Source organism: Burkholderia orbicola, assembly GCF_900100915.1.
Taxonomy (GTDB): domain Bacteria; phylum Pseudomonadota; class Gammaproteobacteria; order Burkholderiales; family Burkholderiaceae; genus Burkholderia; species Burkholderia orbicola.
Map to the genome: position 1 here is coordinate 2,330,806 of NZ_FNKW01000002.1, position 26,239 is coordinate 2,357,044.

At 67.8% G+C, this 26,239-nt stretch carries 21 protein-coding genes and 1 pseudogene; 13 read left to right on the forward strand and 9 right to left on the reverse strand.

Annotated features, from left to right (window positions below; translation table 11 throughout):
- Positions 1-73: 73 nt before the first annotated feature.
- Together BLS50_RS27345 and BLS50_RS27350 are read right to left on the reverse strand one after the other, a co-directional pair.
- Complete coding sequence (locus BLS50_RS27345; protein WP_074805587.1) at positions 74-1,432, reverse strand: DUF3999 domain-containing protein; 1,359 nt, start codon at positions 1,430-1,432, stop codon at positions 74-76.
- Positions 1,429-4,806: a DUF2339 domain-containing protein gene (locus BLS50_RS27350; RefSeq protein WP_074805590.1), complete on the reverse strand. Its 3,378-nt coding sequence runs from the start codon at positions 4,804-4,806 to the stop codon at positions 1,429-1,431. Before BLS50_RS27350 ends, BLS50_RS27345 begins: the two co-directional genes overlap by 4 nt.
- A 430-nt stretch (positions 4,807-5,236) precedes the next feature.
- Here BLS50_RS27350 and BLS50_RS27360 point away from each other — a divergent pair.
- From BLS50_RS27360 to BLS50_RS27405, 10 genes and pseudogenes are all read left to right on the forward strand, one after another.
- Positions 5,237-6,582, forward strand: a pseudogene (locus tag BLS50_RS27360) (quaternary amine ABC transporter ATP-binding protein); the annotation flags it as partial.
- A complete protein-coding gene (choW, locus tag BLS50_RS27365; protein ID WP_006480571.1) occupies positions 6,575-7,471 on the forward strand; it encodes a choline ABC transporter permease subunit in 897 nt (298 codons plus the stop codon). The pseudogene BLS50_RS27360 and the gene choW, both read left to right, overlap by 8 nt.
- A gap of 107 nt (positions 7,472-7,578) precedes the next feature.
- Positions 7,579-8,577, forward strand: coding sequence for a GlxA family transcriptional regulator (locus tag BLS50_RS27370; protein ID WP_027808672.1), 999 nt, complete (start codon positions 7,579-7,581; stop codon positions 8,575-8,577).
- A 104-nt stretch (positions 8,578-8,681) separates the two neighbouring features.
- A complete protein-coding gene (locus BLS50_RS27375; protein ID WP_006480573.1) occupies positions 8,682-9,629 on the forward strand; it encodes a choline ABC transporter substrate-binding protein in 948 nt (315 codons plus the stop codon).
- Between the two features lie 508 nt (positions 9,630-10,137).
- On the forward strand, positions 10,138-11,214 hold the full coding sequence (locus BLS50_RS27380; protein ID WP_080486928.1) for a fimbrial protein: 1,077 nt from the start codon (positions 10,138-10,140) through the stop codon (positions 11,212-11,214).
- Positions 11,215-11,570: 356 nt separating this feature from the next.
- The gene (locus tag BLS50_RS27385) at positions 11,571-12,773 is read left to right on the forward strand and encodes an HlyD family secretion protein (protein WP_256334176.1); all 1,203 of its coding nucleotides are present in this window, start codon (positions 11,571-11,573) and stop codon (positions 12,771-12,773) included.
- Positions 12,774-12,776: 3 nt separating this feature from the next.
- Entirely contained in the window at positions 12,777-14,870 is a 2,094-nt protein-coding gene (locus BLS50_RS27390) for a peptidase domain-containing ABC transporter (protein WP_074805595.1), read from the forward strand.
- Positions 14,867-16,174: a TolC family outer membrane protein gene (locus tag BLS50_RS27395; RefSeq protein ID WP_074805598.1), complete on the forward strand. Its 1,308-nt coding sequence runs from the start codon at positions 14,867-14,869 to the stop codon at positions 16,172-16,174. Before BLS50_RS27390 ends, BLS50_RS27395 begins: the two co-directional genes overlap by 4 nt.
- A complete protein-coding gene (locus BLS50_RS27400; protein WP_074805600.1) occupies positions 16,164-17,078 on the forward strand; it encodes a lysophospholipid acyltransferase family protein in 915 nt (304 codons plus the stop codon). The genes BLS50_RS27395 and BLS50_RS27400 overlap by 11 nt, the downstream gene beginning before the upstream one ends.
- 219 nt (positions 17,079-17,297) lie before the next feature.
- Entirely contained in the window at positions 17,298-17,924 is a 627-nt protein-coding gene (locus tag BLS50_RS27405; RefSeq protein WP_074805603.1) for a trimeric intracellular cation channel family protein, read from the forward strand.
- A 9-nt stretch (positions 17,925-17,933) separates the two neighbouring features.
- On the opposite strand, the gene BLS50_RS27410 is transcribed toward BLS50_RS27405, so the two are convergent.
- Positions 17,934-18,359, reverse strand: coding sequence for a PACE efflux transporter (locus tag BLS50_RS27410; RefSeq protein WP_011547019.1), 426 nt, complete (start codon positions 18,357-18,359; stop codon positions 17,934-17,936).
- A 146-nt stretch (positions 18,360-18,505) separates the two neighbouring features.
- Between BLS50_RS27410 and BLS50_RS27415 the strand changes: the two genes are divergently transcribed.
- Positions 18,506-19,429: a LysR substrate-binding domain-containing protein gene (locus BLS50_RS27415; protein ID WP_074805606.1), complete on the forward strand. Its 924-nt coding sequence runs from the start codon at positions 18,506-18,508 to the stop codon at positions 19,427-19,429.
- A gap of 81 nt (positions 19,430-19,510) precedes the next feature.
- On the opposite strand, the gene BLS50_RS27420 is transcribed toward BLS50_RS27415, so the two are convergent.
- From BLS50_RS27420 to BLS50_RS27430, 3 genes are all read right to left on the reverse strand, one after another.
- Positions 19,511-20,659 (reverse strand): WD40/YVTN/BNR-like repeat-containing protein, encoded by a 1,149-nt coding sequence (locus tag BLS50_RS27420; RefSeq protein ID WP_027812616.1) that lies wholly within the window; start codon positions 20,657-20,659, stop codon positions 19,511-19,513.
- 74 nt (positions 20,660-20,733) lie between these two features.
- A complete protein-coding gene (locus BLS50_RS27425; RefSeq protein WP_006480577.1) occupies positions 20,734-21,003 on the reverse strand; it encodes a ubiquitin family protein in 270 nt (89 codons plus the stop codon).
- 129 nt (positions 21,004-21,132) lie between these two features.
- Positions 21,133-21,822 carry an aspartyl/asparaginyl beta-hydroxylase domain-containing protein gene (locus BLS50_RS27430; RefSeq protein WP_074805610.1) on the reverse strand — a complete coding sequence of 230 codons (690 nt, stop codon included), beginning with the start codon at positions 21,820-21,822 and terminating at the stop codon, positions 21,133-21,135.
- A gap of 209 nt (positions 21,823-22,031) precedes the next feature.
- On the opposite strand from BLS50_RS27430, the gene BLS50_RS27435 reads away from it, so the two are divergent.
- Positions 22,032-22,376 (forward strand): DUF4148 domain-containing protein, encoded by a 345-nt coding sequence (locus tag BLS50_RS27435; protein ID WP_027808683.1) that lies wholly within the window; start codon positions 22,032-22,034, stop codon positions 22,374-22,376.
- A 71-nt stretch (positions 22,377-22,447) separates the two neighbouring features.
- Complete coding sequence (locus BLS50_RS27440) at positions 22,448-22,723, forward strand: DUF4148 domain-containing protein (RefSeq protein WP_027812614.1); 276 nt, start codon at positions 22,448-22,450, stop codon at positions 22,721-22,723.
- 246 nt (positions 22,724-22,969) lie between these two features.
- Here the strand turns inward: BLS50_RS27440 and denD are convergent, their stop codons facing one another.
- The 3 genes from denD to BLS50_RS27455 all read right to left on the reverse strand — a co-directional run bounded on the left by denD (position 22,970) and on the right by BLS50_RS27455 (position 26,147).
- Positions 22,970-23,941: a D-erythronate dehydrogenase gene (gene denD / locus BLS50_RS27445; RefSeq protein ID WP_027808685.1), complete on the reverse strand. Its 972-nt coding sequence runs from the start codon at positions 23,939-23,941 to the stop codon at positions 22,970-22,972.
- Positions 23,942-23,969: 28 nt separating this feature from the next.
- On the reverse strand, positions 23,970-24,746 hold the full coding sequence (gene otnI, locus BLS50_RS27450) for a 2-oxo-tetronate isomerase (RefSeq protein WP_074805614.1): 777 nt from the start codon (positions 24,744-24,746) through the stop codon (positions 23,970-23,972).
- A 75-nt stretch (positions 24,747-24,821) separates the two neighbouring features.
- Positions 24,822-26,147, reverse strand: a complete 1,326-nt coding sequence (locus BLS50_RS27455; RefSeq protein ID WP_074805618.1) for an MFS transporter — start codon at positions 26,145-26,147, stop codon at positions 24,822-24,824.
- Positions 26,148-26,239 lie beyond the last annotated feature (92 nt).

A 26,239-nucleotide genomic window follows, 5' to 3' on the forward strand; every position in this document is an offset into this window, starting at 1 on the left:
CGATGTCCCAAAGAACACACCTGCTCGATGAACGTGAACGCCGCGTCAAGCGGCACGCAAACGCACGTCGACGTCACTCGTCGCGGCTGCGCGTGTCGCCGCCGCCTTTCGCGACGCGCCATGCAATCGTGCCGAGCACACCGACCGCCACCACCAGCGCGCCCCACAGCACGTAGCGACGCCCGGCATCCGCATCGGCGGCTGCCGCCGGCGCGACTGCCGATGCCGGCAGCGCCGCGCCGACGCGGGCGGGCCGCACTTCGGGCGCCATGCCGACCAGCAGTGCGTCGCGGCTCACGGCCGACGACACGAGCGACGCGTCGCCCACGCCGAGCGTAAACGGCGGCGTGCCGCGCGCGACGAAGGTCAGCGCGGCCGGATGCCAGCCGATCGCGATGGCCGGCTGGCCGCCGCCGAGCCCGCCGTTGCGCATGTCGACGACGATGCGCCACGCGCGATCCGTGTTCGCGATGAACTCGAGCGGCGGATTGCGCTGCTCGCCGCCCTTGCCCTGCAGCCGGAACAGCACGGCGCCCGCGACGTCGCGCCACGGCGCCTGCGCATCGGCGCGGCTTTGCAGCGTCGCGCGCGCGACGGTGTTCGGCTGCGGCAGGTCGATGCGCAGGCGGTCGACCGGATACGCGCCGTCGGTGTCGAACAGATATTCGCCCGGCGCGGCGCCGGCGCGTATCCGCACGGCGTCGCGCCACTGGCGCGGCACGGACGCCGCATCGGTGCCGCGTGCGTCGCGCGGATGCGTCTCGACGTCGATCGACGCGATCGCGGGCGCGCCGTCGAGCCAGTCGAGTCGCAGGTAGCGCGGCGCCGCGCCGTCGAGCGCGATGCGTTCCTGCACCAACATGTCGTTGCCGCGGCCGACCTTCAGCAACTGCGTGCTGCCGAGCGGCCGCCAACTGCGCAGGTCGTCGCTGGCTTCGACGGACACGCGCCCCTGGTAGCTGTCGTCGTTCACGTGCACGAGCAGTGCGTCGATGCTGCCGTCGGTATGCGACAGGTCGACGAGGTCCGCGCCGCGCCCAGGGCGGGAAGGCGTCGCGACGGCTGCGCGCAGCGCGCCGTCCGGGCCGACCGTCACGCCGAGCGGTGCATTGCCGTGCTCGGCACGCGCGGGCGGCAGCGGGAACCAGTGCACCGGCGCGCGGGACGGCGGCACGGCGGGCGCGGCCGCGGCGGGTGCGTCGAGCGAGTACGGCACCGGCTCGCCCGCGCCGTTGAAGATACGCACGTCGCCGAGATCGTCGCGCCGGCTCGCCGCATACACGGGCTGCGGCACGGTGAGCTGGTAATACGCGGCGCTGCCGTCGAGGTCGAGCGCGAAGCGCTGCGTGACGCGGCCGGCGTTCGGCGCGCCGTCGGCGGCCGCGAACGACGCGAGCAGGCTCAGACCGAGCAGGGCGGCGAGTCGTTTCATGGCTGGCCGTCCTGTTGCGCGGCGGCTTTCGGCGGCAGCGGCGAGAAATAGCCGATCAACAGCAGCAGTACGCCGATGCCGATGAACGATACGATCCGCTCGATGCCGGTGACGTGCGACAGGTCGAACAGGAACAGCTTGACGACCGTGAGCGCGAGCAGCGCGGCGCCGACGAACCACAGCGGTCGCAGCCCGCGGCGCGTGGCCCAGATCGTGATCGCGAGCGCGCAGACCGTCCAGTACACGGATACCGACGCCTGCACGAGCGTCGATTCGGCCATCGCGCCGAATTCGTACGGCACGCCGGCCCAGTGATGCAGCGTGCGCAGCAGGATCGCGTTCAGCCACAGGAATCCGGTCGCGCCGGCCGCACCCAGCAGCTCGACGCGATAGTTGCCGAACGACCAGCCGAGCCTGAGCGCGCGCACGAACCACGACGCGGCGAGCGCATAGACGACCGCGAGCACGAGATCGAGCGGGTTGAACAGTGGCACGCGCGCCCAGCTTCCGCCGTCCTGCGTGAAGTTCGCGTAGAAAGTCCACACCCACATCACGACGATCAGCGGCAGCGACGCGAACGCGCAGAGGCGGGCGATGCCGTCGCGGCGCGTGAGCCACATCCCGGCGAATGCGAACAGGCTCCAGCCGACCATGAACACTTGCTGGATACCGAACGACGACAGCACGGTGTCGATGTCGTAGCCCAGGTGGAAGCGGTGATGCAGCGTGCGCAGCAGCAGCGCGTTGAACCACAGGAACACGGTCGCGATCGCCAGATAGTCGACGACGCGCGGATGCCACGCGACGCCGAGCGTCTTCAGGCGACGCAGCCACACGGCGAACGCGACGAACACGAGAGCCTGCGCGACGTCGAGCGGATTGAGCAGCGGCAGCCAGAAGAGCGGAGAGGCGTCGCCGTCGCTTGCCGTGCTGGCGAGGCTCCACAGCCACAGCAGCGCGGCGAGCGGCGCGGCTCCCCACACCTGATACGCGCGCGGGAACGCGGCGACCGGCCAGCGCAGGCGCGAGCCGGGGCCCGACACGAGCAGGAGCAGCGCGCCGAAGCCGTACGCCCATGCGCTCCAGCTCCAGGCGCCTTCCGGGACGAACGTGCGCAGGCGCCAGAAACCTTCGAGCGACAGCAGCCCGCACAGGGTCCAGAACGCCAGCGTATGCAGCGGCGCGAGGATGCTTGCTGCAACGGAATGCGCCGCGCCGTTCGCGGCAGCGGCGCCGATCGTGCCGCGCGACTGGCGCCACAGCAGTGCAAACCCGGCGCCGACGGCCACCGGCCATGCGAACGCGCCCATGCCCGACAGCGGCGCTTCGTGCGCATCGAACGCGCGCAGTGCGAGCAGCGCCAGCACCGGCGTGAGCGCGAGCGCGGGCCATTCGGCGAGCGGCCACGCGAGCCGGCGGCGCGCGACGTGCGCGAGCCATGCGGTACCGGCCGCGAACAGCGCGGTCGTATCGATGACGAAGCGGTCGGCATGCAGGTCGACGTGACGGCTCGCATGGACGAGGATCTCGTGCAGCCCGCCGCTTACCCACCACAGCAGCCCCCACGCGGCAGCCGCGACACCGATCTCGGGCATCCACGCGTGCCATGCGCGCGCTTCGCCGCGCCCGTGCAGCCACCAGCCGGTGAACAGGCCGGCGAGCGCGATCAGCAGCATCGCGATAGTCGGGCCGTTGAGCACCGGCAGCGCAGCCGGGTCGGCCGGCCCGAGCAGGCTCGTGAAGAACGCGCCGGCCGCGGCGACCTGCATCAGCAGCCCGAAGCCGAACGCGATCAGGCGCTTCTGGCGCACGCCGAGCCACACGACGGCCGCGCCTTCGATGGCCCACGCGGCGCTGGTCGTCGGCCCCGAGAACGCGAGCGGCACCGCGAGCGTCGCGAAGATGACCGCGAGCGCGAACATCGATTCGAACAGCAGCCCGAGGCGATCGCGGCGCCGCGCGAGCCATGCGGCGACCGCGACGTAGAACGCCGACAGCGCGACCGCGCTCCACGCGAGCCCGAACGGCATGCCCTTCACGAGCGACGCCTGCAGCGCGGTCGCGACGATCGGCGTGCCGAACACGAGCGTGCCGTCCACATAGTGCCGCAGCGCGAGTTCGCGTTTCACCGCATACAGCAGCGCGATGCCGACATACATCAGGAAGAACAGGATGAGGAACGGCTCGGTGCTCGCGAACAGCGCGGGGCGATAGGCCGTCACGCCCCACGCGGAGCCGATCGTGAACGTGAACACGAAGCCGAGCAGGTTCAGCGGGCGCCACGCCTTGAACCACGCGATTGCGAAGATGCCCGCGTTCAGCAGTGCGTAGTAGCTGAACAGCGCGACGTGGTTGCCCTGTCCGGTCGACAGCAGGATCGGTGCGAGGAAGCCGCCCGCGCTGCCCATGAACGCGAGCGGCAGCGCGTTCTGCCGCACCGCGAGGAACGCGCCCAGCGCGCAGACCGCGACCATCAGCGGGAACGCGGCGCCGACGGGCAGCAGCGCATACAGCTTGGTCGCGGCGAAGATCGTCAGGTACAGGATGCCGACGCCGCCGCCTTGCAGCACGAGGCCGTATGCGGCGCGGCGCGCCCGCACGCGCCAGCCGATCGCGAGCAGCGCGGCCGCGGCGAGCGCCGTGCCCGCGAGGCGGAATTCGATCGGCAGCATGTCGTTGTCGGCCGCGTACTTGAGCAGGAACGCGACGCCGAAGAACAGCACGATGATCCCGACACGCACGACCGTATTGCCGCCGAGCAGCCAGTCGCGCGCGGCGCCGAACGCGCGTTCGGCGAGGCCGGGTTCGCGTGGTGCGGGTGGTGCGGGCGGGGCAAGGCGGGTCGGAGTGGCGGGTGGGCTGGCGGTGGTATTGGCCTGAGCGGCCGCAGCGGCGGTGCGGGCTGCGGTTGCCGGTGCGGGTGCCACGGCAGGGGCCGGCGTCGAACTGGATGCCGGTGTGTCGGCCCGTGCGGCGACAGGTCGTGGCGTGGGCGTGGCCGGAACGTGGGCTGGCAGCGGCGCGGCGGAGGCACCGGCCGAAGCCGTTTGCGCGATGTCGCCGGAGGTCGCCGCGCCAGCCTTCGCGCCCGCCAGTTGGGCGCGCAGCACGTCGAGTTCGCGCGTGAGCGTGTCGACGGTTGCCTCGAGGCGCGCGACGCGATCGGCGAGCGGTAATGGGGTCGGCGGCGTCGCGGAGAGCGCGAACGCGTCGGTCGTAGCTCGCTGGTTTTGCTGCTTGCGTTGGCGCAGCGCGTGCCCGATGCAGAATCCGACGGCGGCCCCGAGCAGCGAGCCGCTCCCGGCCGAGAAATCCCCGATCAACGCGGCGATGCCGCCCACGATGAAACCGATTACGGCGAATGCCCAGTTCAACGCCTTGCTCCCTCTCACTGTCGTTATCGTCCTTCGATCGCGGATCGCACCGGATCGAGGTGGTTTCAGCACGGCCGGCAGGCGAACCGGCATGCGCGCGTCGTGCGGCTGAGCCTGCTGGAGAAAGGCTCACGGCAACGTCGCGATCGGCGTGTTTGCGGCGAATGTATCACAGCGTGCATTCGCCGATTCCCGGGTTTGACGCGGTATCGCGGCGTGCGCCGTCCGGTGTCGCCATCCGGTTTTTTGCACGGTCATGCTTTTTACTGGCGAATGCGGCGCGCGCTTTCGTCTGAATAGATCGGCGCCGGAACGGACGTGAACTTGTCGTAAAGCGACGCGTGCCGGAGGCGGCCTGGCGCAAAACCTCATGTGTCGTTTGGCGCGTTGCTGCGCACAAGGCCGCCGGGTGACGCCCGTCGTTGCTGGCGGTGCGCGTATTGCGCCGCCGCAATCGGCTGCGCGGGCCGCCCGGCGGGGCTGTCGGGCGTGTCGTATTTGCGCAAGCGTTTGTCGTAATTCGTCGGCAGGCCGGGGTTTTTTCTGGCAACTATGTAGGCACGCTATGACAAGCGCGAGTCCCCGCTACACGAGGAGAAGGTTTCGATGGATGCCCCCAAGGTTGTGGTCGAAGGTCTGTGCAAGGTGTTTGGAAGCAATCCGCAGCAGGCGCTCGACATGCTCGCCGCCGGCGCGACGAAGGACGATGTGCTCAAGCGCACCGGCCAGGTCGTCGGCGTGCACAACGTCTCCTTCGATGTGCAGGAAGGCGAAATTTTCGTGCTGATGGGCCTGTCCGGTTCCGGCAAGTCCACGCTGATCCGCCTCGTGAACCGGCTGGTCGATCCGAGCGCCGGCAAGGTGCTGATCGACGGGCTCGACGTCGCGTCGGCGCGCCGCTCGGCGCTGACCGCGCTGCGCCGCAAGGACATGAGCATGGTGTTCCAGTCGTTCGCGCTGATGCCGCATCGCACCGTCGTGTCGAATGCCGCGTTCGGGCTCGAAGTCGGCGGCATGGGCAAGAAGGAGCGCGAGCGCCGTGCGATGGAAGTGCTCGAGCAGGTCGGTCTCGCGCCGTTCTCGCACAAGCTGCCGTCCGAGCTGTCGGGCGGGATGCAGCAGCGCGTCGGCCTCGCCCGCGCGCTGGCCGTGAACCCGTCGCTGATGATCATGGACGAGGCGTTCTCCGCACTCGATCCGCTCAAGCGCCGCGAAATGCAGGACGTGCTGCTGCAACTGCAGAAGGAGCAGCGCCGCACGATCATGTTCGTGTCGCACGATCTCGAGGAAGCGCTGCGCATCGGCAACCGCATCGCGATCATGGAGGGCGGCCGCCTCGTGCAGGTCGGCACGCCGCAGGACATCATCGCGAACCCGGCCGACGATTACGTCCGCGCGTTCTTCGACGGCATCGACACCAGCCGCTACCTCACCGCCGGCGACCTGATGCAGACGGGCGCCGTGCCGCTCGTGTCGAAGTGCGATGCCGCGAACGTCGCGGCTTCGCTGAACGGCAGCGCCGAATACGCGTTCGTGCTCGACGCCGCACGCAAGATCCGCGGCTTCGTCACGCGCGAGGCGCTCGGCGAGGACACGCCGTCCGTGCGGCCGATCGAAAGCATCCGGCGCGATGCGTCGCTCGAACATGTCGTCGCGCGCGTGGTCGCGAGCCCGAATGCACTGCCCGTCGTCGACGACGACGGCTGCTACTGCGGCTCGGTCGATCGTGCGCTCATCCTGAAGGCCATCACGCGTTCGCGAGGCTCCCATGTCTGAAATGATTCCGCTCGGTACCTGGGTCGACCAGTCCGTTCACTACCTGCTCGACCACGACGCGAAGACGTTCGACGCGATCGGTCAAGCGATCGAGGGGCTCGCGGCATTCGTCGAGCATGGCCTGCAGGCGATCCCGATGTGGCTGATGATGGCGATCTTCATCGGCGTCGGGCTGTGGCGGGTGGGCTGGCGCTTCGCGCTGTTCACCACGCTGTCGCTGCTGCTGATCTTCGCGACGGGCTTCTGGGATCAGACGGTCATCACGCTTGGCCTCACGCTGTCGTCGACGATCATCAGCCTCGTGCTCGGCATCCCGCTCGGCATCTGGGCCGCGAAGAGCAAGTGGGTCGCCGCGATCGTGCGCCCGATTCTCGACCTGATGCAGACGATGCCCGCGTTCGTCTACCTGATTCCGGCCGCGATGCTGTTCGGTCTCGGCCGCGTGCCGGGGATCCTGTCGACGGTGATCTTCGCGATGCCGCCCGCGGTGCGTCTCACGAGCCTCGGCATCCGTCACGTGAACCGCGAGATCGTCGAAGCCGGCCAGGCATTCGGCTGCACGCCGTGGCAGCTGCTGTACAAGGTGCAGTTCCCGAACGCGCTGCCGTCGATCATGCAGGGCGTGAACCAGACGATCATGATGGCGCTGTCGATGGTGATCATCGCGTCGATGGTCGGCGCGGGCGGCCTCGGCAACGACGTGCTCGCGAGTATCCAGCGTCTCGACATCGGTCTCGGCTTCGAGAGCGGCCTGTCGGTCGTGCTGCTCGCGATCATTCTGGATCGCATCACGGAGAGCTTCGGCCGCGCGCCGGGCACCGTGAAGGCGCCGCTGTTCTCCGGCCTCAAGCAACTCTTTCGCGTGAAGGCTGCGCCCGCGCAGGCCTGATCTCCGGCGGCCGGCAACACGCTGGCCGCTCACCCTGAATGGATAACGGCTCCTGCGGCTTCGGCCGCGGGGCTGACCTTCTGCAACCTCCTCGCCAGGAGACCGATGTGACGTCCGCCGTCGCTGTCGCGCCCGCCGCCTGCGTTTCACCGGTTTCGTCCCTCGCCCATTTCGGCTTCCTGACGCTGCCGAACTTCTCGATGATCGCGTTCTCGAGCGCGGTCGAAGTGCTTCGGATGGCGAACTACGTCGGGCGGGCGGATCACTACAAGTGGTCGATCTACTCGCTCGACGGCGCGCCCGCGCATGCCAGCAACGGCATCGCGGTGCGGCCCACGCAGGCGCTCGACTACGACAACCTGCCCGACGTGATGATCGTGTGCGGCGGCATCCGCATCCGCGACGTGGTCGACGAGGGCGCGCGCGATACGCTCGCGGCGCTCGCCGAACGCGGGCTGCCGCTCGGCGGCATCTGCACGGGCGCCTATGCGCTGATGTCGAGCGGGCTGCTCGACGGCTATCGCTGCACCGTGCACTGGGAGAACCTGTCCGCGCTTCATTCCGAATTCCCGCGAGTGGGCTTCGCCGACGAGTTGTTCGTCGTCGATCGCGACCGGCTGACCTGCACGGGCGGCACCGCGCCGCTCGACCTGATGCTGAACCTCGTCGGCATGCGGTTCGGCCAGCAACTGGCCGCGCAGGTATCCGAGCAGTTCATCCTGGAGCGCATTCGCAGCTCGACCGATACGCAGCCGATTCCGGTCGATGCGCGGGTCGGCTTCTCGCGCGCGGAGCTGATCGAGGTCGTGCGGCTGATGGAGGCGAACATCGAGGAGCCGCTGTCGCTCGAGGAGCTCGCGCGGCTCGTGCGGCTGTCGCAGCGGCATCTGCAGCGCATGTTCAAGGTGTACCTGAACGTATCGCCGACCCACTATTACCTGACGCTGCGCCTGAAACGCGCCCGCGACCTGCTGCGCACGACCGATGCATCGATCGCACGCGTGACGACGGTCTGCGGCTTTCATTCGCCGTGTCATTTCAGCAAGGCATACCGCGCGCAGTTCGGCCATGCGCCGAGCTACGAGCGCCGGCTGCCCGGGCGCTGAGCCGCGGCAATCCGTCGGTCCGCGACGTCGCCGGGATCGCGGCGCGCGGCTTCAATAAACGATCCCGCATTCAAGCAAACGACATCACTTTGAGGAGAAGCAAGATGAAGCGCCTATTGATCGCAGCGGTGTGCGGGATCGGGGTGACCGCGCCGATGTCGGCCGTTTATGCGGCCGATCCGCCCGTATGCAAGAACGTGCGCTTCGCCGATGTCGGCTGGTCCGACATCGCGGCGACCACGGGCCTCGCGTCGACGATGCTGCAGGGGCTCGGCTACAACCCGACGAAGACGATCGCCTCGGTGCCGATCACGTTCGCGGGGATCAAGAGCAAGCAGATCGACGTGTTCCTCGGCTACTGGTCGCCGACGATGGACCCGATCATCCAGCCGTTCACGAAGGCCGGCACGATCAAGGTGCTCGCGACGCCGAACCTGACCGGCGCGAAATACACGCTCGCGGTGCCCGACTACGTGTACCAGGGCGGCCTGAAGTCGTTCGCGGACATCCAGAAGTACGCGGACAAGCTGAACGGCAAGATCTACGGGATCGAGCCGGGCAACGACGGCAATGCGCTGATCAAGAAGATGATCGACGGCAACCAGTTCGGCCTCGGCAAGTTCAAGCTGGTCGAGTCGAGCGAGGCCGGGATGCTGGTCGAAGTGAATCGCGCGGCCCGCGACAAGCAGTGGATCGTGTTCCTCGGCTGGGAACCGCATCCGATGAACGTGCAGATGAAGATCGACTACCTGACCGGCGGCGACGACGTGTTCGGCCCGAACTACGGCGAAGCGAAGGTGCTGACGGCAACCCCGCCCGATTACGCGCAACGCTGCCCGAACGTCGCGAAGTTCGTGTCGAACCTGCAGTTCACGACGTCGATCGAGAACCACGTGATGGTGCCGATCATGAACAAGCAGGACCCGAACAAGGCCGCCGCCGACTGGCTGAAGGCGAACCCGCAAGCCCTCGACAAGTGGCTGGCCGGCGTGACGACGCTCGACGGCAAGCCCGGCCTGCCGGCGGTGAAGGCGTATCTCGGCGTGCATTGAACGACGCGTAGCCCGGCCCGACCGGCAAACGCCCGTCACCGTGAAAACGGGACGGGCGTTTTACATTGGTGCGCACCCGGTGCTCCGCCTCTTCTGTCCCACGGACACGTTGCGACATGTTCGACATTGCCGTCCGAGATCAAAAATACGACACGACGGCTGCGGATCGATGCATGTCCCGCGCATGAATATTCGGTAAACATTTCTGACTCGTACGATTGGATTCGGTCCCACGAAGACTGAGAATGGTCGCTTCGCATAAAAAGCTGGCGGCCAGGTGCCGCATCGCTGTTTGCGAGTGCTTTTTGCTGGCGACCATGTTTCCGCCGAGGATGGGGTAGCGACTTCCTGCACAACCGACCGAAGATCGGAGCGGGCAACACCGGAAACGACACGCAGCCGCGTGACGTATCGGCCACGGCGAACACACGGTTCCTGCGCATCGTAGCGAGCCTGACGAGGCAGCGTCGGCGGCTCGCGAGTCGGTTACCAGTCGAGGAGACACCGAATGAATGCTCGAAGTCGTTTCAACGCGCGGAGCGACACATCCGTCAAGGCGGGGCGGGTGCGCCGCCATCTGCCCGGGTTCTGCATCGGAGGGCTGCTGCTGGCGTGCGGGGTGTTGCCGTCGAGTGCGAGGGCGGCTTGCGAACTCGGCAGCGGGGGCATTTATCTCGCTTCGCTGTCGCTGCCGGCGAGCGTCACGGTCCCGCGCGATGCGCCGGTTGGCGCCGTCGTCGCGAGCACCCGGTTTTCCTACGCGTTCAATCAGTCGTACCCGGTCGGTGTCTACTGCACGACGGGAACGACCGTCGACAACACGAGCGGTTCGGGCGCGAGTTCTTCCAACGGCATCATCCCGACGAATGCGCCGGGTCTCGGTTTCCGGTTGCGCCTCGGCGCGGACGACTATGTTCCCGACACCGGTTCGTACACCGTTCCCGTGTCGGTCTTCAATACACCGTCGCGATGCGGCTATCCGGCGAGCGGCAAGTGCTACATCTACCTCGGTACGCCGATCGTGCTGGAGCTCGTCAAGACGGGCGAAGTATCGCCCAACACATCGGTGTCCGGCGGCCTGCTTTTCACGCAGCGTCTCGGTGGCCTGACGGCGTCGAAGGTGACGTTGTCGACGCCGCAGGTGAAGGTCGTCCCGCAGAGTTGCACCGTCACGTCGCGCAGCATCAGCGTGCAATTCGGCCAGGTCGGCGCGAACACGTTCCAGAAGGTCGGCAGCGTGTCGCCTTCCGTGCCGCTCGGCATTTCGATCGATTGCCGCGGCGTGTCTTCACGGGTCGCGGTGACGTTTACCGACGTCACGTCGCCGGGCAACCGTTCCAACGTGCTGTCTCTGACGAGCGCTTCGAGTGCGACGGGCCTGGGTATCCAGATCCTGTCCGGCACGCAGCCGATCTCGTTCGGCCCCGATTCCGCGGCGGCGGGCAATCCGAACCAGGTGCCGATCCGCACCGTCAACAACACGGTGTACGAGGCGCCGTTTTCGGCGCGCTATATCCGCACCGCGTCCACGATCACGGGCGGCACGGCCAACGGGGCCGCGACGTTCACGATGTCGTACCAGTGACATGCCGCGCCGCTGCCGCATGTTTCCATCAGTTCTTTCCAACGCAAGGAGTATGAAGGTGCAGAAAATCGATCGTGCTTCACTGGCGCAGTCACAACTGGCAGGGGGGTGCTGCAAGCGACGTGCGTCGCCCCCGACGACCCGCTCGACGCCGTCTCGACCGACACCACCGACGACGCCTCCGACCACGAAGCCGCCCACCGGCGGTGGCGGCGGGACGGTTCGGCCACCGGCCTGATCCCGCCCATCGGGAGCAACGCGCCGGCATCGCGCCGGCGCGTTCACGTACGGCGCAGGTGTCGCGTGATGCGCGCACATCTCGCCGCGACAGGCAGTTCGACCGCGGAATATCGAAATTGGATTGGGAAGCTGGAAAAATACCGCGCTTCACGGATGTGTCGTGGCGCTGGATCGCATACTGCGCATCGGTCATCGTCGTCGTGGGTGTCGTGTTCGCGTTCGTCAAGGAAATCGAGCTGAAGCGCGACGTGCCGTGCGAGATCATCTCCCCGTCCGACGTCAGAATCACCGGTCACGACGGTCTCGTGACCGCGGTGTACGTCGCGCCGGCCGCGACGGTACGCAAGGGGCAGCCGCTGTTCCGGCTGACACGTGACCTGACGCTGTCGACCGACGGTCGCCCGAGGCCGGTCTTCGACGAGGCGCTGCGCGACCGGCAGACCGCGGCGACGAATGCCCAGTTCGACGATCGCGTGACCGCATTGACCGCGCGAATGCACGCGGTCGAGCGTACGGAGGCGGCGCGCATGCGCGAGCTCGCTGCGCTCGGCGACCGGCAATTCCGCATGCGGCAGATGGGTGACGATGCGCGGCGCCGGCTCGCGCGTCTCGAGGGCGCGGCCGACTACGTGATCGCCGATCGTATCGAGCAGGCGCGCATCGAAGTCCGTCAGAACGAAGCCGAGATTGCGCAGGGCGATGCGCGGCATCAGGCGCTGCTAGCCGATCTCGAAACCCTGCGCGGCGGTCGCCGCGAACTCGACGCGCAAATCCGCGAGTTGCGTGCACAGCGCGATCGCGAAGTGCAGGACATCGACATGCGTTACGAGGCGGCCCGGCGCGACGTGACCGTATCGGCGCCCGGCGACGGCGTCGTGACGTTTTCCGGTCTCGTGCCGGGCAATACGCTCGAATCCGACGACGTCGCACTCGTGATTTCCACCAGCCCGAAACCGGCGCTGTCCGCGGCGCTTCGCATTCCGTCCCGCCAGCGCGGCTTCGTCCGGGAGGGGCAGACGGTTCGAATCAAGCTCGACGCCTTTCCCTATGCGCGTTTCGGCAGTGTCGCCGCTCGCATCGATTCGATTTCGGATACGACGATGACCGCGGCCACCGCTTCATCGCCTGCATCGGCGCCGGCCGGCGCGCGGCCGGTCGATTACATGGCATGGGCGACATTGCGCGGCACGACCTTCGGCTCGTCGCACCCGCCGCTGCGTATCCTGCCCGGCATGCGCGGGACGGCGAGCGTCGTCGTCGAGCGCCGCACGATTGCGGAATGGGTGTTCGAACCGTTGTTCCAGATGATCCGGAGTTGACGCGTGCGCGTGATTTACCAGAATGAAGTCGCGGACTGCGGATATGCGTGTCTGGCCATGGTGCTCACCCATCTCGGGCGCGCGACCGACGTGCGGGAGATCGCGGCGAGCCGGCCGGTGTCGTCTCACGGCCTGTCGCTGATGGACCTGTACGACGTCGCGACCGATTTTGGGCTGGCGGTTCAGGCATACCGTTTCGATGCCGGCGATCTGGCGGACATCAAGCCCGGCTCGATCGTCCATTTCGGCGGCGCGCATTTCGTGGTCTTCGAGCGCGTGCGGCGCGGTTACGTGCAGGTGATCGATCCCGCCGTCGGGCGACGCCGCGTCGCGCTCGACATGTTCCTGGCGAGCGTGTCCGGCTACCTGCTCGAATGTGCGCCCACCCCCGGCCTGCCGCGTATCCGCGCCCGTTCGCGCGTGCCGGCCGCGCTGGCGCGTGTCAGGGCGCTGAACCCGCAGTTGCGCGCGCAGATCGGCAAGCTGCTGTTCGTCGCGCTCGGCAGCCAGTGCGCGATCCTGGCGCTGCCGTATTTCGGCAATCTGGTGCTCGACCAGGTCGTGACCAGCGACAACCGCAACTTGCTGCAGATCCTCGCTGTGACGTTCGCGAGCATTTTCGCGATCGGCGTCTTCGGCCGCTTCGTCGAGTCGTATCTGAGCGCGCTGATTCACACGCTGGTCAGCGTGAACATGACCGAAGGGCTGATCGGGCAATTGCTGCGCCATCCGATTCCCTATTTCGAGAAGCGCAACGTCGGCGACGTGTTCGCGCGCGTCAAATCGCACGACGAGATCAACGACTTCGCGGTGCGGACCGCGATCTCGCTGCGGATCGACGCCGCGGTAGGCGTCATCGCGGTGCTGCTGATGCTCGTGCAGAGCCGGTTGCTGGCGGGTGTCGCGCTCGCCATCTTCGCGGTGTACGTCGGCGTGGCGTTCGCGCTCTATCCGCCGATGCGCGACGCGCACATGCTGGTGCTCGAACGAACCGCCGAATGCGAGGACCTGCTGTTCGAGACGATCCGCGGTGCGTCGCTGATCAAGCTCGCGTCGGGCGAGACGCGGCGCACGGCGATCTACATGGCGAAGTTCAAGGCCTATGCGGCCACGGCGCTGCACAGCGAGAAGCTCACGGCCGGGCGCGATGCGGTGCTCAAGTTCGTCGACTACGCCGACGCGATTGCGATTACCTGGCTGTCGGCCGGGCTGATGCTCGACGGCAAGATCTCGGTCGGCGTGTTCTATTCGTTCATGATCTACAAGTCGCTCGCGTCTGAGCGGCTCGCGCAGGCCATCAATGCGCTGTTCGGGCGGCTGATGCTGACGGTGCCGGCTGCGCGCGTCGCCGATATCGTCGAGGGCGAACCCGAGCGCTACACGCCATTGGAGCAGGCGGGCCGCGCGGCCGAGACGCAGCGTTTCGAGTCGATCGAGATGCGCAACGTTTCGTTCTCGTATGGCGCGTCGGATCGCCGGGTGCTGACCGGCGTGGATCTCACGATCCGGCGCGGCGACCGGATCGCGATCGTGGGGCCGTCCGGCTGCGGGAAGTCGACGATCTTCAAGCTGCTGGCGGCCGCCGAGCATGCGCAGCAGGGCGACGTCCGGTTGAACGGCGTGGGCTATGCGAACCTCGCGGTCGACGAGGTTCGCCGCCACATCACGCAGATGCGGCAGGGCGACCTGATCCTGCGCGGCTCGATTGCCGACAATATCTCGCTGTTCAGCGCACGGATCGATCATGCGCGCATCAATCGTCTGCTCGACGAAGTCGGTCTGCTGGACGACGTGATGCGCCTGCCGATGCGCACGCGGACGATCATCAGCGACTCGATCGCGAACATCTCGGCCGGCCAGCGGCAACGGCTGCTGCTGGCGCGCGCGCTGTATCAGCCGGCGGAATTGATGCTGCTCGACGAGCCCACGTCGAATCTCGATGCGGCGTCGGTGCGGCGTATCGGGGCGCTCCTGCAACGCATCGGGCGAACCGTGGTGGTCATCACGCACGATCGCTCGCTTGCCGCCACGTTCGAGCGCTGCTACGAACTGGTGGACGGCGTGCTGGTGCCGGGCGATCGCGCGGGGGCCGCATGATCGTCGCACGCGTCGTGCTGGTCGCGGCGGTCGTGCTGGCGCCGGCTTACGCCTATGCCGATGACCTGATGTCCGTCGTGACGGACGCGCTCGACCACGATGCGGAGCTTGCCGGCGTGCGCGCCGACGTCGAGATCGGCCGGCTCGGCGTGCCGCGTGCGCGGGCGGCGCTGCTGCCGAGGATCGACGCCGGATGGGGGCGGACGTACAACCGTATCGTGATGCGCGATGTTCCGCCGATGCGCTACTGGCAGAACGGCTGGACCGTATCGCTGACGCAGCCGCTGTTCGACTGGGAGCGCTGGATCGCGTATCGGCAGGCCGGCACCGCTGCCGCGAAGGCCGAGCTTACGTATGCGCGTGCACGGCAGGCGCTGATGCTGCGCACCGGGCGCGCGTATTTCGACGTGCTGGCGGCGACCGACGAACTCACGCGAGCGACCGATTACCTGGAGGCAGTGACCGAGCAGCATGCGATCACAGTGCGCCGACAGGCGGCCGGCGAAGCGACATTGATCGACGTACGCGAGGCGCAGGCGCAGCTCGATGCCGCGAGACTGCAGCAGATCGACGCGCAGCAGGCGGTCGATTCGCGGCGGCGGATCGTCGAAACGCTGACCGGCCGGCCGCTCGGCACGATAGCGCGCGTGCCGGACGAGCAGCCGGTGCTTCGAATCGATCCGGACGATAGCGGCTATTGGGTGGCACAGGCCGAGCAGAAGAGCTACCCGGTTCAAATCGGCCAGCTCGACGTACGCGATGCGGGCGACGACGCGCGTCGGGTGCGCGCGCAACGCTATCCGGTCGTGAACCTGACCGCCAGCCATACGCCGGCGGGCGCGGCGGCCGGCTTCGCCCAGCCGACGACCACGACGACCGCGATGCTGACGATCTCGATTCCGTTGCTGACCGGCGGGGACATCCAGGCGCGGCTGGGGCAGGCGCTGGCGGCGGAAGACAAGGCGGGCAGCTTGCTGCAGGCTGCGACCAGGCAGGCGGGCGCGGACACGCGCGAGGCGTTTCAGCGGCTGTACTGGGCACGGCAGCGCGGCGAGCTGCTCGGCCGGCTCGTGCAGGCCAACGTGCGCACGCTGGATGCAACGCGAATCGGTTATCAGGTCGGCAGCCGGTCGAATCTCGATGTGCTGCGCGCGTACGAGACGCTGTTTGCGAGCCGCAAGGCGCGGCTGGACGCGCATTACGAGATGCTGGCCGCATACCTCACGTTGAAAGCCGACGTTGCGTCGCTGGATTTCGACGACATCGCGCGGATCAGCGGATGGTTGGCGAACGATGGGCGATAAGGTGCTGTGCCGCGCCGGCTGGCGCGATCGATGCCTGCTGCGCCTGTCGGGCCGCGCGCTCGAACGGCTGGCGCTCGCGACATGGCTCATGCGGAGCGTTAGCAGCCCGCGCGCGCGCTGGGCCGGACGATTGCGCTACGAATGGGGACGCGAGCATGTCGCGCTTTCCCCGGCGCACGCGTGGCGGACGATGGCGGCACGCGAGCTCGAATCCCTCGTCGATCGGCGCCTGCTCGTGGAGCGTGCCGCCGGGCGCGCGCCAGGTTGGTCGGGCCTCGAAGCGGCTGCACACGCGCTCGCGCTGGCGATCGGCACAATCCGCGACGACGCGGGTGGGCGCCCGGTGATCGTGTCGCCGTTTCACTACGTATCGCAGTTTGCGAACGTGTGCGTGATCGACGCATTGCGCGACGCGTTGCGATTGCCGGGGATCGCGATCGTATCGGGTGTCGCGCGGGAAGCGTATGGCGGCCTGGAGGCGACGCTGGTGCCGAACCTGCGCGTGCTGCACACCTACGACGAAACCAACCGGAATGCGCTCGGGCTGCGCGTGTTGCAGGCACTCCGGCGCGACGGCGTGGCCGCCGTGTTCGCCGACGCGCCGCCGTACCTGATGCAGCGCTTTCCGATGGCGACGATCGAGGTCATGATGTTCGGGCGGCCGGCACGGATTCACCGCGGTGTGTTCACGATCGGCGCGCGTGCCGGTGCCGTGCTGCTGCCGTTTCATCTGACGCTGACGGCCGGCCGAGTCGATCACCGGATTTTCGCGCCGATCGATCTCGTGCAGGCCGACGCGCCGCAGCGCGTCGCGGACTGCATCGAACGCGCATGTATCGATGCGTATCCGAACTGGATTCTGGCCGGGCATCCGTCGCAATACGGATTCGCGCCGCTCAGATAACGACACGCGCCGTTCGACGGATCTGCTTCGCGCTTCGGCCGACGGTCGCCGGACGATGCGCTAGACTGCTCGATCCCCGATCGAGGAGACGACGATGACCCGCAACCCGCTCGATGCATCCGGACGGCGACACGCAGCCGGCACGCGGCCGAACAATCCGTCGGCTTCGGTCGGCGCACGCAGCAACCGGACGATGCTTCACATCGGCCATTCACTCGCATGAAGCGCATCGAGCAAGTCGTGCTCGCCGCCGATCTCGCGGGCACGGCGGTGTTCGCGATCGAGGGCGCCAATGCGGCGATCGGCGCCGGCCTCGACCTGTTCGGGGTGATGGTGCTGTCGCTCGTCGTCGCGCTCGGCGGTGGCGTGATTCGCGACCTGTTGATCGGCGCGCGCCCGCCGAGCGCCGTGAGCGACTGGCGTTATCCGGCGCTCGCGTTCGCTGCCGGGCTGTTCGCCTTCGTGTTTCATGCGCGGGTCGCGTCGTTCTCGCCGTCGCTGCTGACGACGCTCGATGCGGCCGGCCTCGCGCTGTTCGCGGTAGCGGGCGCGGTGAAGGCGCTCGAATTCCGCGTCCATCCGTTCATTGCCACGCTGATGGGCGCCGTGACCGGCTGTGGGGGCGGCGTGGTGCGCGATGTGCTGCTCGCGCGGATTCCCGTCGTGCTGGTCACGGACATCTATGCGAGCGCGGCACTGCTCGGCGCGGTCGTTGTCGTGTTGTGCCGGCGACTCGGTTGCCCGCCCGTTGTCGCGGCCGTGCTCGGCGGCGTCGCGTGCTTTGCGCTGCGGATGGCGGCGGTGAGGTTCGGCTGGCAGTTGCCGAAAATTGCCGCGGGGGCATAGGCGCCCGGCTCACGACTGCTTCGTCGCCGCCGGCACGTCGAACACGCGGTCGAACGCCCACTGGAACACGAACGCGTAGCAGAAGAAGAACGCGAACAGCCCGATATCGACGACGAACGCGTCGAACCACGAGATGTCGAGCCACCCCGACACGACCGGCACGAGGATGAAGATCAGTCCGCCCTCGAATCCGGTGGCGTGCAGTATGCGCCGCCCGAGCGTACGCGCCGGCTGCCGGCGCGACGCTTCCCAGCGCTCGAACAGCGCGTTGAAGATCAGGTTCCACAGCATCGCGATCGCCGACATCGTCGCCGACAGCGCGCCTGAATAGACGAGATCCTGCTTGAAGATCGCCGCGATCACGGGCGAGATGCAGGAAATGGCGATCGCTTCGTAGAGCACCGCCTGCGTGATCCTGCGCGGTAGGCCTTGCACGGGTTCCTCCGGTTCGAGGGCAACCGCCGCGGCGGCATGCCGCGACGTCCCGCAAGGCTAGCCGCGTTGCGCACCTGCTTCAATTCACCTAATCTCACCCCGATTGAATCGAATTCAACCTGGCCGCGTCCGGCCCGCGAGGCTCCGTGTTCTCGAAAATTCCCCTGACCGCATTGCGTGTATTCGAAGCGTCGGCACGGCTCGGCACGTTCAAGGCCGCAGCCGATGAACTGTCCGTGACGCCGGCCGCCGTGTCGCACCAGATCAAGTCGCTCGAGAGCCGCGTCGGCGTGCTGCTGTTCGAGCGCGGCGCGGGCGGCGTGCGGCTGACGGAAGAAGGCGAGCGGCTGTTTCGCGCGAGTCACGATGCGTTGCTGGCGTTGAGTCGCGGGCTCGACGCGGTGCGTCCGGATGCGGCCGACGAGCGTGCGCTCGTGCTGACCACCACGCCCGCCTTTGCGGCGATGTGGCTGATTCCGCGTCTCGGCGCGTTTCGTCGCGTCGATCCGCATCTGCACATCAAGGTCGAAACGGGCAACGCGCTCGTCGATCTCGAACGGGATGCACGGATCGATCTCGCGATTCGCGCGACGTCGCGCCGGTTTCCCGCGCTGCACGAGATCGCGTTGATCGACGAATATTTCGGTGCGTATGCGGCGGCCGGGTTCGACGCGCATCGCACCGACGAGCCGCTCGACCTGATCGAGACCGTGTGGGATACGCCGCTGCCCGTGTCGGTCGACTGGGCGTCGTGGTGCCGCGCGGCGGGCCGGGAAGCGTGGCTCGAGCGCGCGGTGTTTCGCCATTACGACGACGAGCATTACGCGTTGCAGGCCGTGCTGCACGGGCAGGGTGTCGCGCTGCTCAGTTCCGTGCTGGCCGCCGAGCATGTCGAGCGCGGCGCGTTGAAGCCGATCGAGCCCGCGGTGCGGCTCGCCGGTGCGCGCTTCGTCGCGCTGTGCCGGCCGGGGCGGGAGCGCGAGCCGCAGGTCAGGCGGTTTCTCGACTGGCTCGAAGCGGAAATCGCCCGGACGCGTGCGTCGGTCGGGCGGATAGCGCCGGCTGCGTGAAGCGCCGGTCGGTTACGCCGGCGCGCGAATTCCGTTCGGCAACGTGCGGATGGTTGCGTTTCGTTCGGTGTCCGCGTGTGATCAACCGAAGCGCACGCAATACACCGGCGGCAAGTGCGCCGATACCTGTTGCCAGTGCTCGCCGCCATCGGCGGACGTCCATAACCCGCCGGTCGTCGACGCCATCGCGAGGCGCGTGCCGGAATCGTCCACCGCGAGCCCGTGCCGGTACACGAGGTCGTACGCGGGCGCGGCCGGCAACCCGTTCGACAGGGTTTCGAAACTGCGGCCGCCGTCGCGCGTGCGCGTGACGACGAACCGGCCGTTCACCGGAATCCGGCACGCGTCCTTCACGGCCGGCACGAACCACGCGGTATCCGGTTCGTGCGGATGCACGGCCACCGCGAAACCGAAGCTCGACGGCTCGGCTTCGATGCGCCGCCAGTGTTCACCGCTATCCGTCGAGCGGAAGATCGCGCAGTGATGCTGCGTCCATAGCACGTCCGGGTTGGCCGCGCACTGCACGACGCGGTGCGGGTCCTGCATGTTCGGCTCGCCGCGCCGCTCGGGAGGCATGTAGTCGGCCTCCATGCCTTCCGCGGTCACGCGCCACGTCGTGCCGCCGTCCGCGGTCTGCCAGACGCCGCCGCACGAGATGCCGACGGTGACGTGCCGGCTGTCGCGCGGATCGACCATCACCGAATGGATGCCCGGCGCGTCGTACCCGCCGCCGCCCCATTCGGCGCGTTCGGGGCGATCCCACAGCGCGCGGTTGAGTACCCACGAATCGCCGTGATCGTCGGAGCGGAACAGGCCGCCGGGAATCGTGCCGGCCCACAGCACGCCCGGTTCGTCCGCGCCGCCGGTTTCGAGCGACCAGATTTGCTGAAGGGTCCACGGCGGCTGCGGCGATCCGGCAGGCGCGTCGGCGGTGTCGCCGCTGCCTGCGTGCGTGTCGGCGCGGGCGGGCGACGCGTCGGCGGGCTGTGGCGGATAAACCGGGACTGCGCATTCCTCCCAGTCGGTGGCGCCGGCGCGCAGGCGATGCAGCTTCACGCCGAAATGGCCGAGATTGAGTGCCGCATACAGCGTGCCGTCGCGCGGGTCGGCGAGCGCCATGCTGACGGGCTCGCCGATGAAATGCGGTTCGCCGGGCGTCCAGCCGCCATGACCGTCGGGTTGCAGGACGAACAGGCCCTTGCGGGTGGCGACGAGCAGTCGATCGTTCATGTTGCGATGTCTCCGGATGGTCCGCCTTGGCGTGACGGCGCTTGGTATGGGGATGTGCTCGTGCATCGGTCCCTTTATCCGCCGGTCAGCGCCTGCACGACATACACGCGGCTGGTGGCCCCGAGCGCATCGGACAGGCGCTGCCGGTCGCGGATCGGCTGGCCGTCGATGAACACCGACAGGTGCTTTCGCAGCGCACCCTGGTCGTCGACGATGTAGCCGCGCAGCCGCGGCTGCTCGCTGAAAATGGTGTCGAATGCCTCGCCGACCGTATGCGCGTCGACGTCGCGTTCGGGCGTTTCGACATGCCGCTGGATCGACGCGGCGAAGAAGAGATGCGCCATGGCGGTAGCTGGCAGGAGCCGCACGAAGGGACGGCTTGTAGTGTAGGCGATCCGGCGGGTGTCGAAAGGCGGAACGGAGCGGCCGCAAGCGATGGCGTTTGCCATGGCGTCTGCGCGGGCTGGCGGCGGCTAAACCGGAATCGACCGCCCCCTGATCCGGATGCCGAGCCGCACGACCCCGATCACCGCATTCGACAGCCACATGAGCCAGCGCGGCATTCCGCGCCGACGGATATCGAGCAGCAGCACGATCCGCACGGCATCGCTGTCGTTCCACACCTCGTGCGTAAACGTGTCGTCCCACAGCAGGAAGCGGCCTTCGTCGAGCCGGTATTCGTGTCCGTCGACTTTCAGCACGGCGGCCGGCGTGCCGTCGGCGCGTTTCGGCATCGACAGCACGAGATACCCGCGCAGGATGCCGCGAAACGGCCCGCGATGCGGCGGGATGTGCTTGCCGGGCGCGAGGAACGACAGCGACGCGGACAGCACGTCCGGCGACGTCGCGACGAGCGATGCGACGGTCGGGCAGCGCGACAGATTGCGCGGAAACGGCTGGCCGTACGCCTGCATGATGAACATGCGCCAGTCGCGTGCATCGTTGGCCGAGATGTCGTACTGCTCGCGCATGATTTCGTGAAAGCGCGGGATGCGCGGCATGTCGCGTGCTACCTCCAGCGCCTCCGCGCGGATCGCGGGCCACGCGCGCACGAAACGCTCGGCATCCGGGAATGCGGACGCGTCGAGCACCGCACCGCTGTCGATATGGCGGTCGTACAGTGTGCGCAGCAGGGCGGCTGCATGGTCGTAAGCGGCGGACATGTCGATCGATGGGCGGCCCGGATGAAGTGGGGGTCAGTCTGCCCGAAGCACGGCGGGCATTGCGTTACGTCAGGTTACGCCGGCTGACGAATGAATGACAGTTCGATGAAGGTCCGGCAGGTGCGCATGGAAAGCCGGGAATAAACCCGGCCCCTCCGTCGTCATACGGGTGTAGCACATCGTTTCGTTGACTGATGAAGGAGTGGAGCATGAACACGCACTGGCTGGTAGCCGCCACGGTGGCGGCGATGTCTCTCGCAGGTGTCGCGACGCAAGCGTCGGCACAGGCGCTCACGCGCGAACAGGTCCGGCAGGAACTGATCGATGCACAAAACAACGGGCTGCGCTTCGTGACCGATACGTCGTATCCGGACGTGAGCCCGCTGTTCCAGCAGCAGGCCGAGCGGATGCCGCAGCGGCAGGCCAGCACGGCAGTCGGCAGCGATCCGGCCGTGTCGTCCGACGCGGGCAAGCCGGCGGCGATGTCGCCGCGTCGAGGTGCCGCCGCATGCGTCGGCCCCGCGAGCTTCTGCACGATCTATTTCGGAAGCTGAGCCGCCGGCCTGCATTCTCAGGTCACGCAAATCCCGTGGTTGATCGATACGTCCAATTGAAGGAGTTCATGATGAAAACATATATCGCACTACTGACGATGATCGTTGCGATCGTCGGTCAGTCGGCATTCGCGCAATCGGCCGCACCGTTGACGCGTGCGCAGGTTCGCGACGAACTGATGCGCCTCGAAGCGGCCGGGTACGACCCGGCGAAGGGCGATGACGGCGAGTATCCGGCCGATATCCAGGCCGCGGAAGCGAAGCTCGCCGAGCAGGACCGCGCGCGCATGGCGGCGTCGGCGACGCGGGCGGCCGAGCCCGGCATGCCGGCGCAGGTCGGCAACTAGGTGCCGGCATGTATCCGTGTTGCGAGAGACCGTCGGCATCGCGACGGAATGAGGCACGCGCGCGGCGTGTCGCGCGGAGACGAATCGGGTGGAGCGGTGGTGCGGTGTTGTCCCGGCGCCGATGCGCACTTCAGGCGGGCGGCCGGGATGCAACGCGCGTCGTTGCGCGTCGGGGAATCGGTCGGGCCACGTTCGGCCGGGCCACGTTCGGCCGGGCCGCGTCGATGCGGCCCGACCCGGCACAAATCAGCGCTGTTCGTCCGCGATATGGCTGCGGATCACGTCCGCGAACGACGTGTCGCCCTTCAGCCCGAGCGCTTCCGCGCGCGACGTATCCCAGCGGCCGGGCCAACTGCCGACGATCTTCTCGACGCGTTCGTCGGGCGCGTGACGGATCAGCTTAACGACCTCGTCGCCCGCGACTTCGCGCAGCGCCGCGATCATCTCGTCGACCGACACCGACAGCCCCGGCAGGTTGATCACGCGCTTGTTGCCGAGCTTCGCGCCGTCGATCTCGCACCCGGCGACGAGCGCGTCGATCGCGCCGCGCGGCGACAGCAGCCACAGCCGCGTCGAGCCAGGCACCGGGCACACGCTTTCCTCGCCGTTCAGCGGCTCGCGGATGATGCCGCTCGCGAACGACGACGCGGCCGCGTTCGGGCGGCCGGGCCGTACGCTGATGGTCGGCAGCCGCAGCACACGGCCGTCGACGAAGCCGCGCCGCGCGTAGTCGCACAGCAGCAGTTCGGCGATCGCCTTCTCGGCGCCGTACGACGATTGCGGGTTGAGCGCGGTGTCGTCCTGCACGACGTCGGGCAGCGCGCCGCCGTACACCGCGACGGAGCTCGTGAACACGACGCGCGGCTGGTGGCCGCGGGCGCGGCACACTTCGAGCAGGGTGCGCGATGCATCGAGGTTGATCCGCATGCCGAGATCGAAATCGGCTTCGGCCTGCCCGCTGACGATCGCCGCGAGGTGGAAGATCGCGCCCGTCTGCGTGTCGATCGCGCTGTCGAGCACCGCGCGATCGGCGATGTCGCCGACGATCGACGTCACGCGCGCATCGCCGAAATCGCTGCCCTTGACGACGTCGAGCAGCACCAGCTCGTCGATCTTCTCGATACGACCATCGGGGCCGGTCAGTTCGCCGCGCTCGAGCAGCTTGCGCGCGAGACGCTGGCCGAGAAAGCCGGCGCCGCCGGTGATCAGTACTTTCATGTTGTTGACCCTCTGGGAAATAAGGGAGTTACAGGTATGTCTTGAGCCAGCCGAGGCCTTCCGACGTACCGGCCTTCGGCCGGTATTCGCAGCCGATCCAGCCGTCGTAGCCGAGCGCGTCGATCAGCGCGAACAGGTACGGGTAGTTGAGTTCGCCGACGTCCGGCTCGTGGCGTTCCGGCACGCCCGCGATCTGGATATGGCCGATGCCCGCGAAATCGCGCTTGAGCTTCACCGCGAGATCGCCTTCGACGATCTGGCAGTGGTAGCAGTCGAACTGCACCTTCAGGTTCGGCGCGCCGACTTCCGCGCGGATCGCCTGCGCGTCGTCCTGGCGGCTCAGGAAGTAGCCGGGCATGTCGCGCTGGTTGATCGGCTCGATCAGGATCGTGATGCCGTGCGCGGCGGCCGCCTGCGCCGCATGACGCAGGTTCGCCAGATACGTGTCGCGATGGCGCGCGCGATCGGCGCCCGGCGGCACCATGCCGGCCATCACGTGCAGCTTCTTGTTGCCGATCACGCGCGCATAGTCGAGCGCCTGGTCGATGCCGCGGCGGAATTCGTCCTCGCGGCCCGGCAGCGATGCGATGCCGCGCTCGCCCGCGGCCCAGTCGCCCGGCGGCGCGTTGAACAGCGCCTGTTCGAGGCCGTGCGCGTCGAGGCGCGCGCGGATGTCCTCGGCGGCGAAGTCGTACGGGAACAGGTACTCGACGGCCTTGAAGCCGTCATGGGCGGCAGCGGCGAAGCGTTCGAGAAACGCATGCTCGGTGTACATCATCGAGAGGTTGGCGGCGAAGCGTGGCATGGCAGCGGGTCCTGTGTATGAATGGGGCGGGGCGCCGGGCGCCCCGCGTCGAATGATGAGTCGTCCAGCGGCGGATCAGCGGTTCACGAGCTTGGCCGGCGTGAGCCACACGGCGATCGCGCCGATCACGAGCATTGCGGCGAGCACGTACATGCCGGACGCGGTGCTGTGCGTGGCGTCCTTCAGGTAGCCGATCACGTACGGGCTCGCGAAACCGGCGAGGTTGCCGACCGAGTTGATGATCGCGATCCCGGCCGCGGCCGCGGAGCCCGCGAGGAACGCGGTCGGCAGCGACCAGAACAGCGGCGCGCAGGTCAGCACGCCGCCTGCCGCGAGCGACAGGAATACGATCGACACCGCCGTATTGTGCGAGTACGACGCGGCGACCGCAAACCCGATCGCGCCCATCAGCGCCGGCACGATCAGGTGCCAGCGGCGTTCGCGCCGCTTGTCCGCGCTGTGGCCGAACAGGTTCATCACGACGATCGCGACGACGAACGGAATCGCCGACAGCAGGCCGATCTGCAGCGTATCGGTGATGCCGGTCGATTTGACGAGCGTCGGCATCCAGAACGTGAGCCCGTACTGGCCGGTGACGAACGCGAAATAGATCAGCGACATCCACCACATGCGCGGGTCCGAGAACACGGCCTTCAGCGAATGGCCGTGCTGCTGCTGTTCCTGCGGCTGCGCGGCGATTTCGTCCTCGAGCAGCTGCTTCTCGCGCTCGTCGAGCCACTTCGCGCCGCGGATGCTGTTGTCGAGATACAGGATCGTCGCGATGCCGATGAGCACGGCCGGCACGGCCTCGATCATGAACATCCATTGCCAGCCGTGAAAGCCCGAGCCGCCGTGGAAGCGCTCCATGATCCACCCCGACAGCGGATTGCCGAAGATGCCCGACACCGGAATCGCGGACATGAACACCGCGATGATCTTCGCGCGGCGATGCGACGGGAACCAGTACGTGAGGTACAGGATCACGCCCGGATAGAAGCCGGCTTCCGCGAGGCCGAGCAGAAAGCGCAGCACGTAGAACTGCGTCGGCGTCTGCACGAATGCGAACAGCGCGGACAGCAGGCCCCACGTGATCATGATCCGCGCGATCCAGATGCGCGCGCCGAGGCGGTGCATCAGCAGGTTGCTTGGCAGTTCGAACAGAAAGTAGCCCAGGAAGAAGATGCCGGCGCCGAGTCCGAACACGGTTTCGCTGAACGCGAGATCCTGCGACATCTGCAGCTTGGCGAAACCGACGTTCACGCGGTCGAGATACGCGATCACGTAGCAGAGCATCAGGAACGGCACGATGCGCCAGAACACTTTCTTGTAGGTGCGGTCGAGTTCGCCCGATTGGGCGGCCGCGGCGGGCGAGCGGCTTGCGGCCGCGTCGAGAGCAGTCATCGTCGTCTCCAGGACTATGGTGTGCCGGCGGCGCGTACGCCGCCGGATCGTGTGTGTGCTGACGGAAAGGCCCGCGCACACGGCGGGCATGT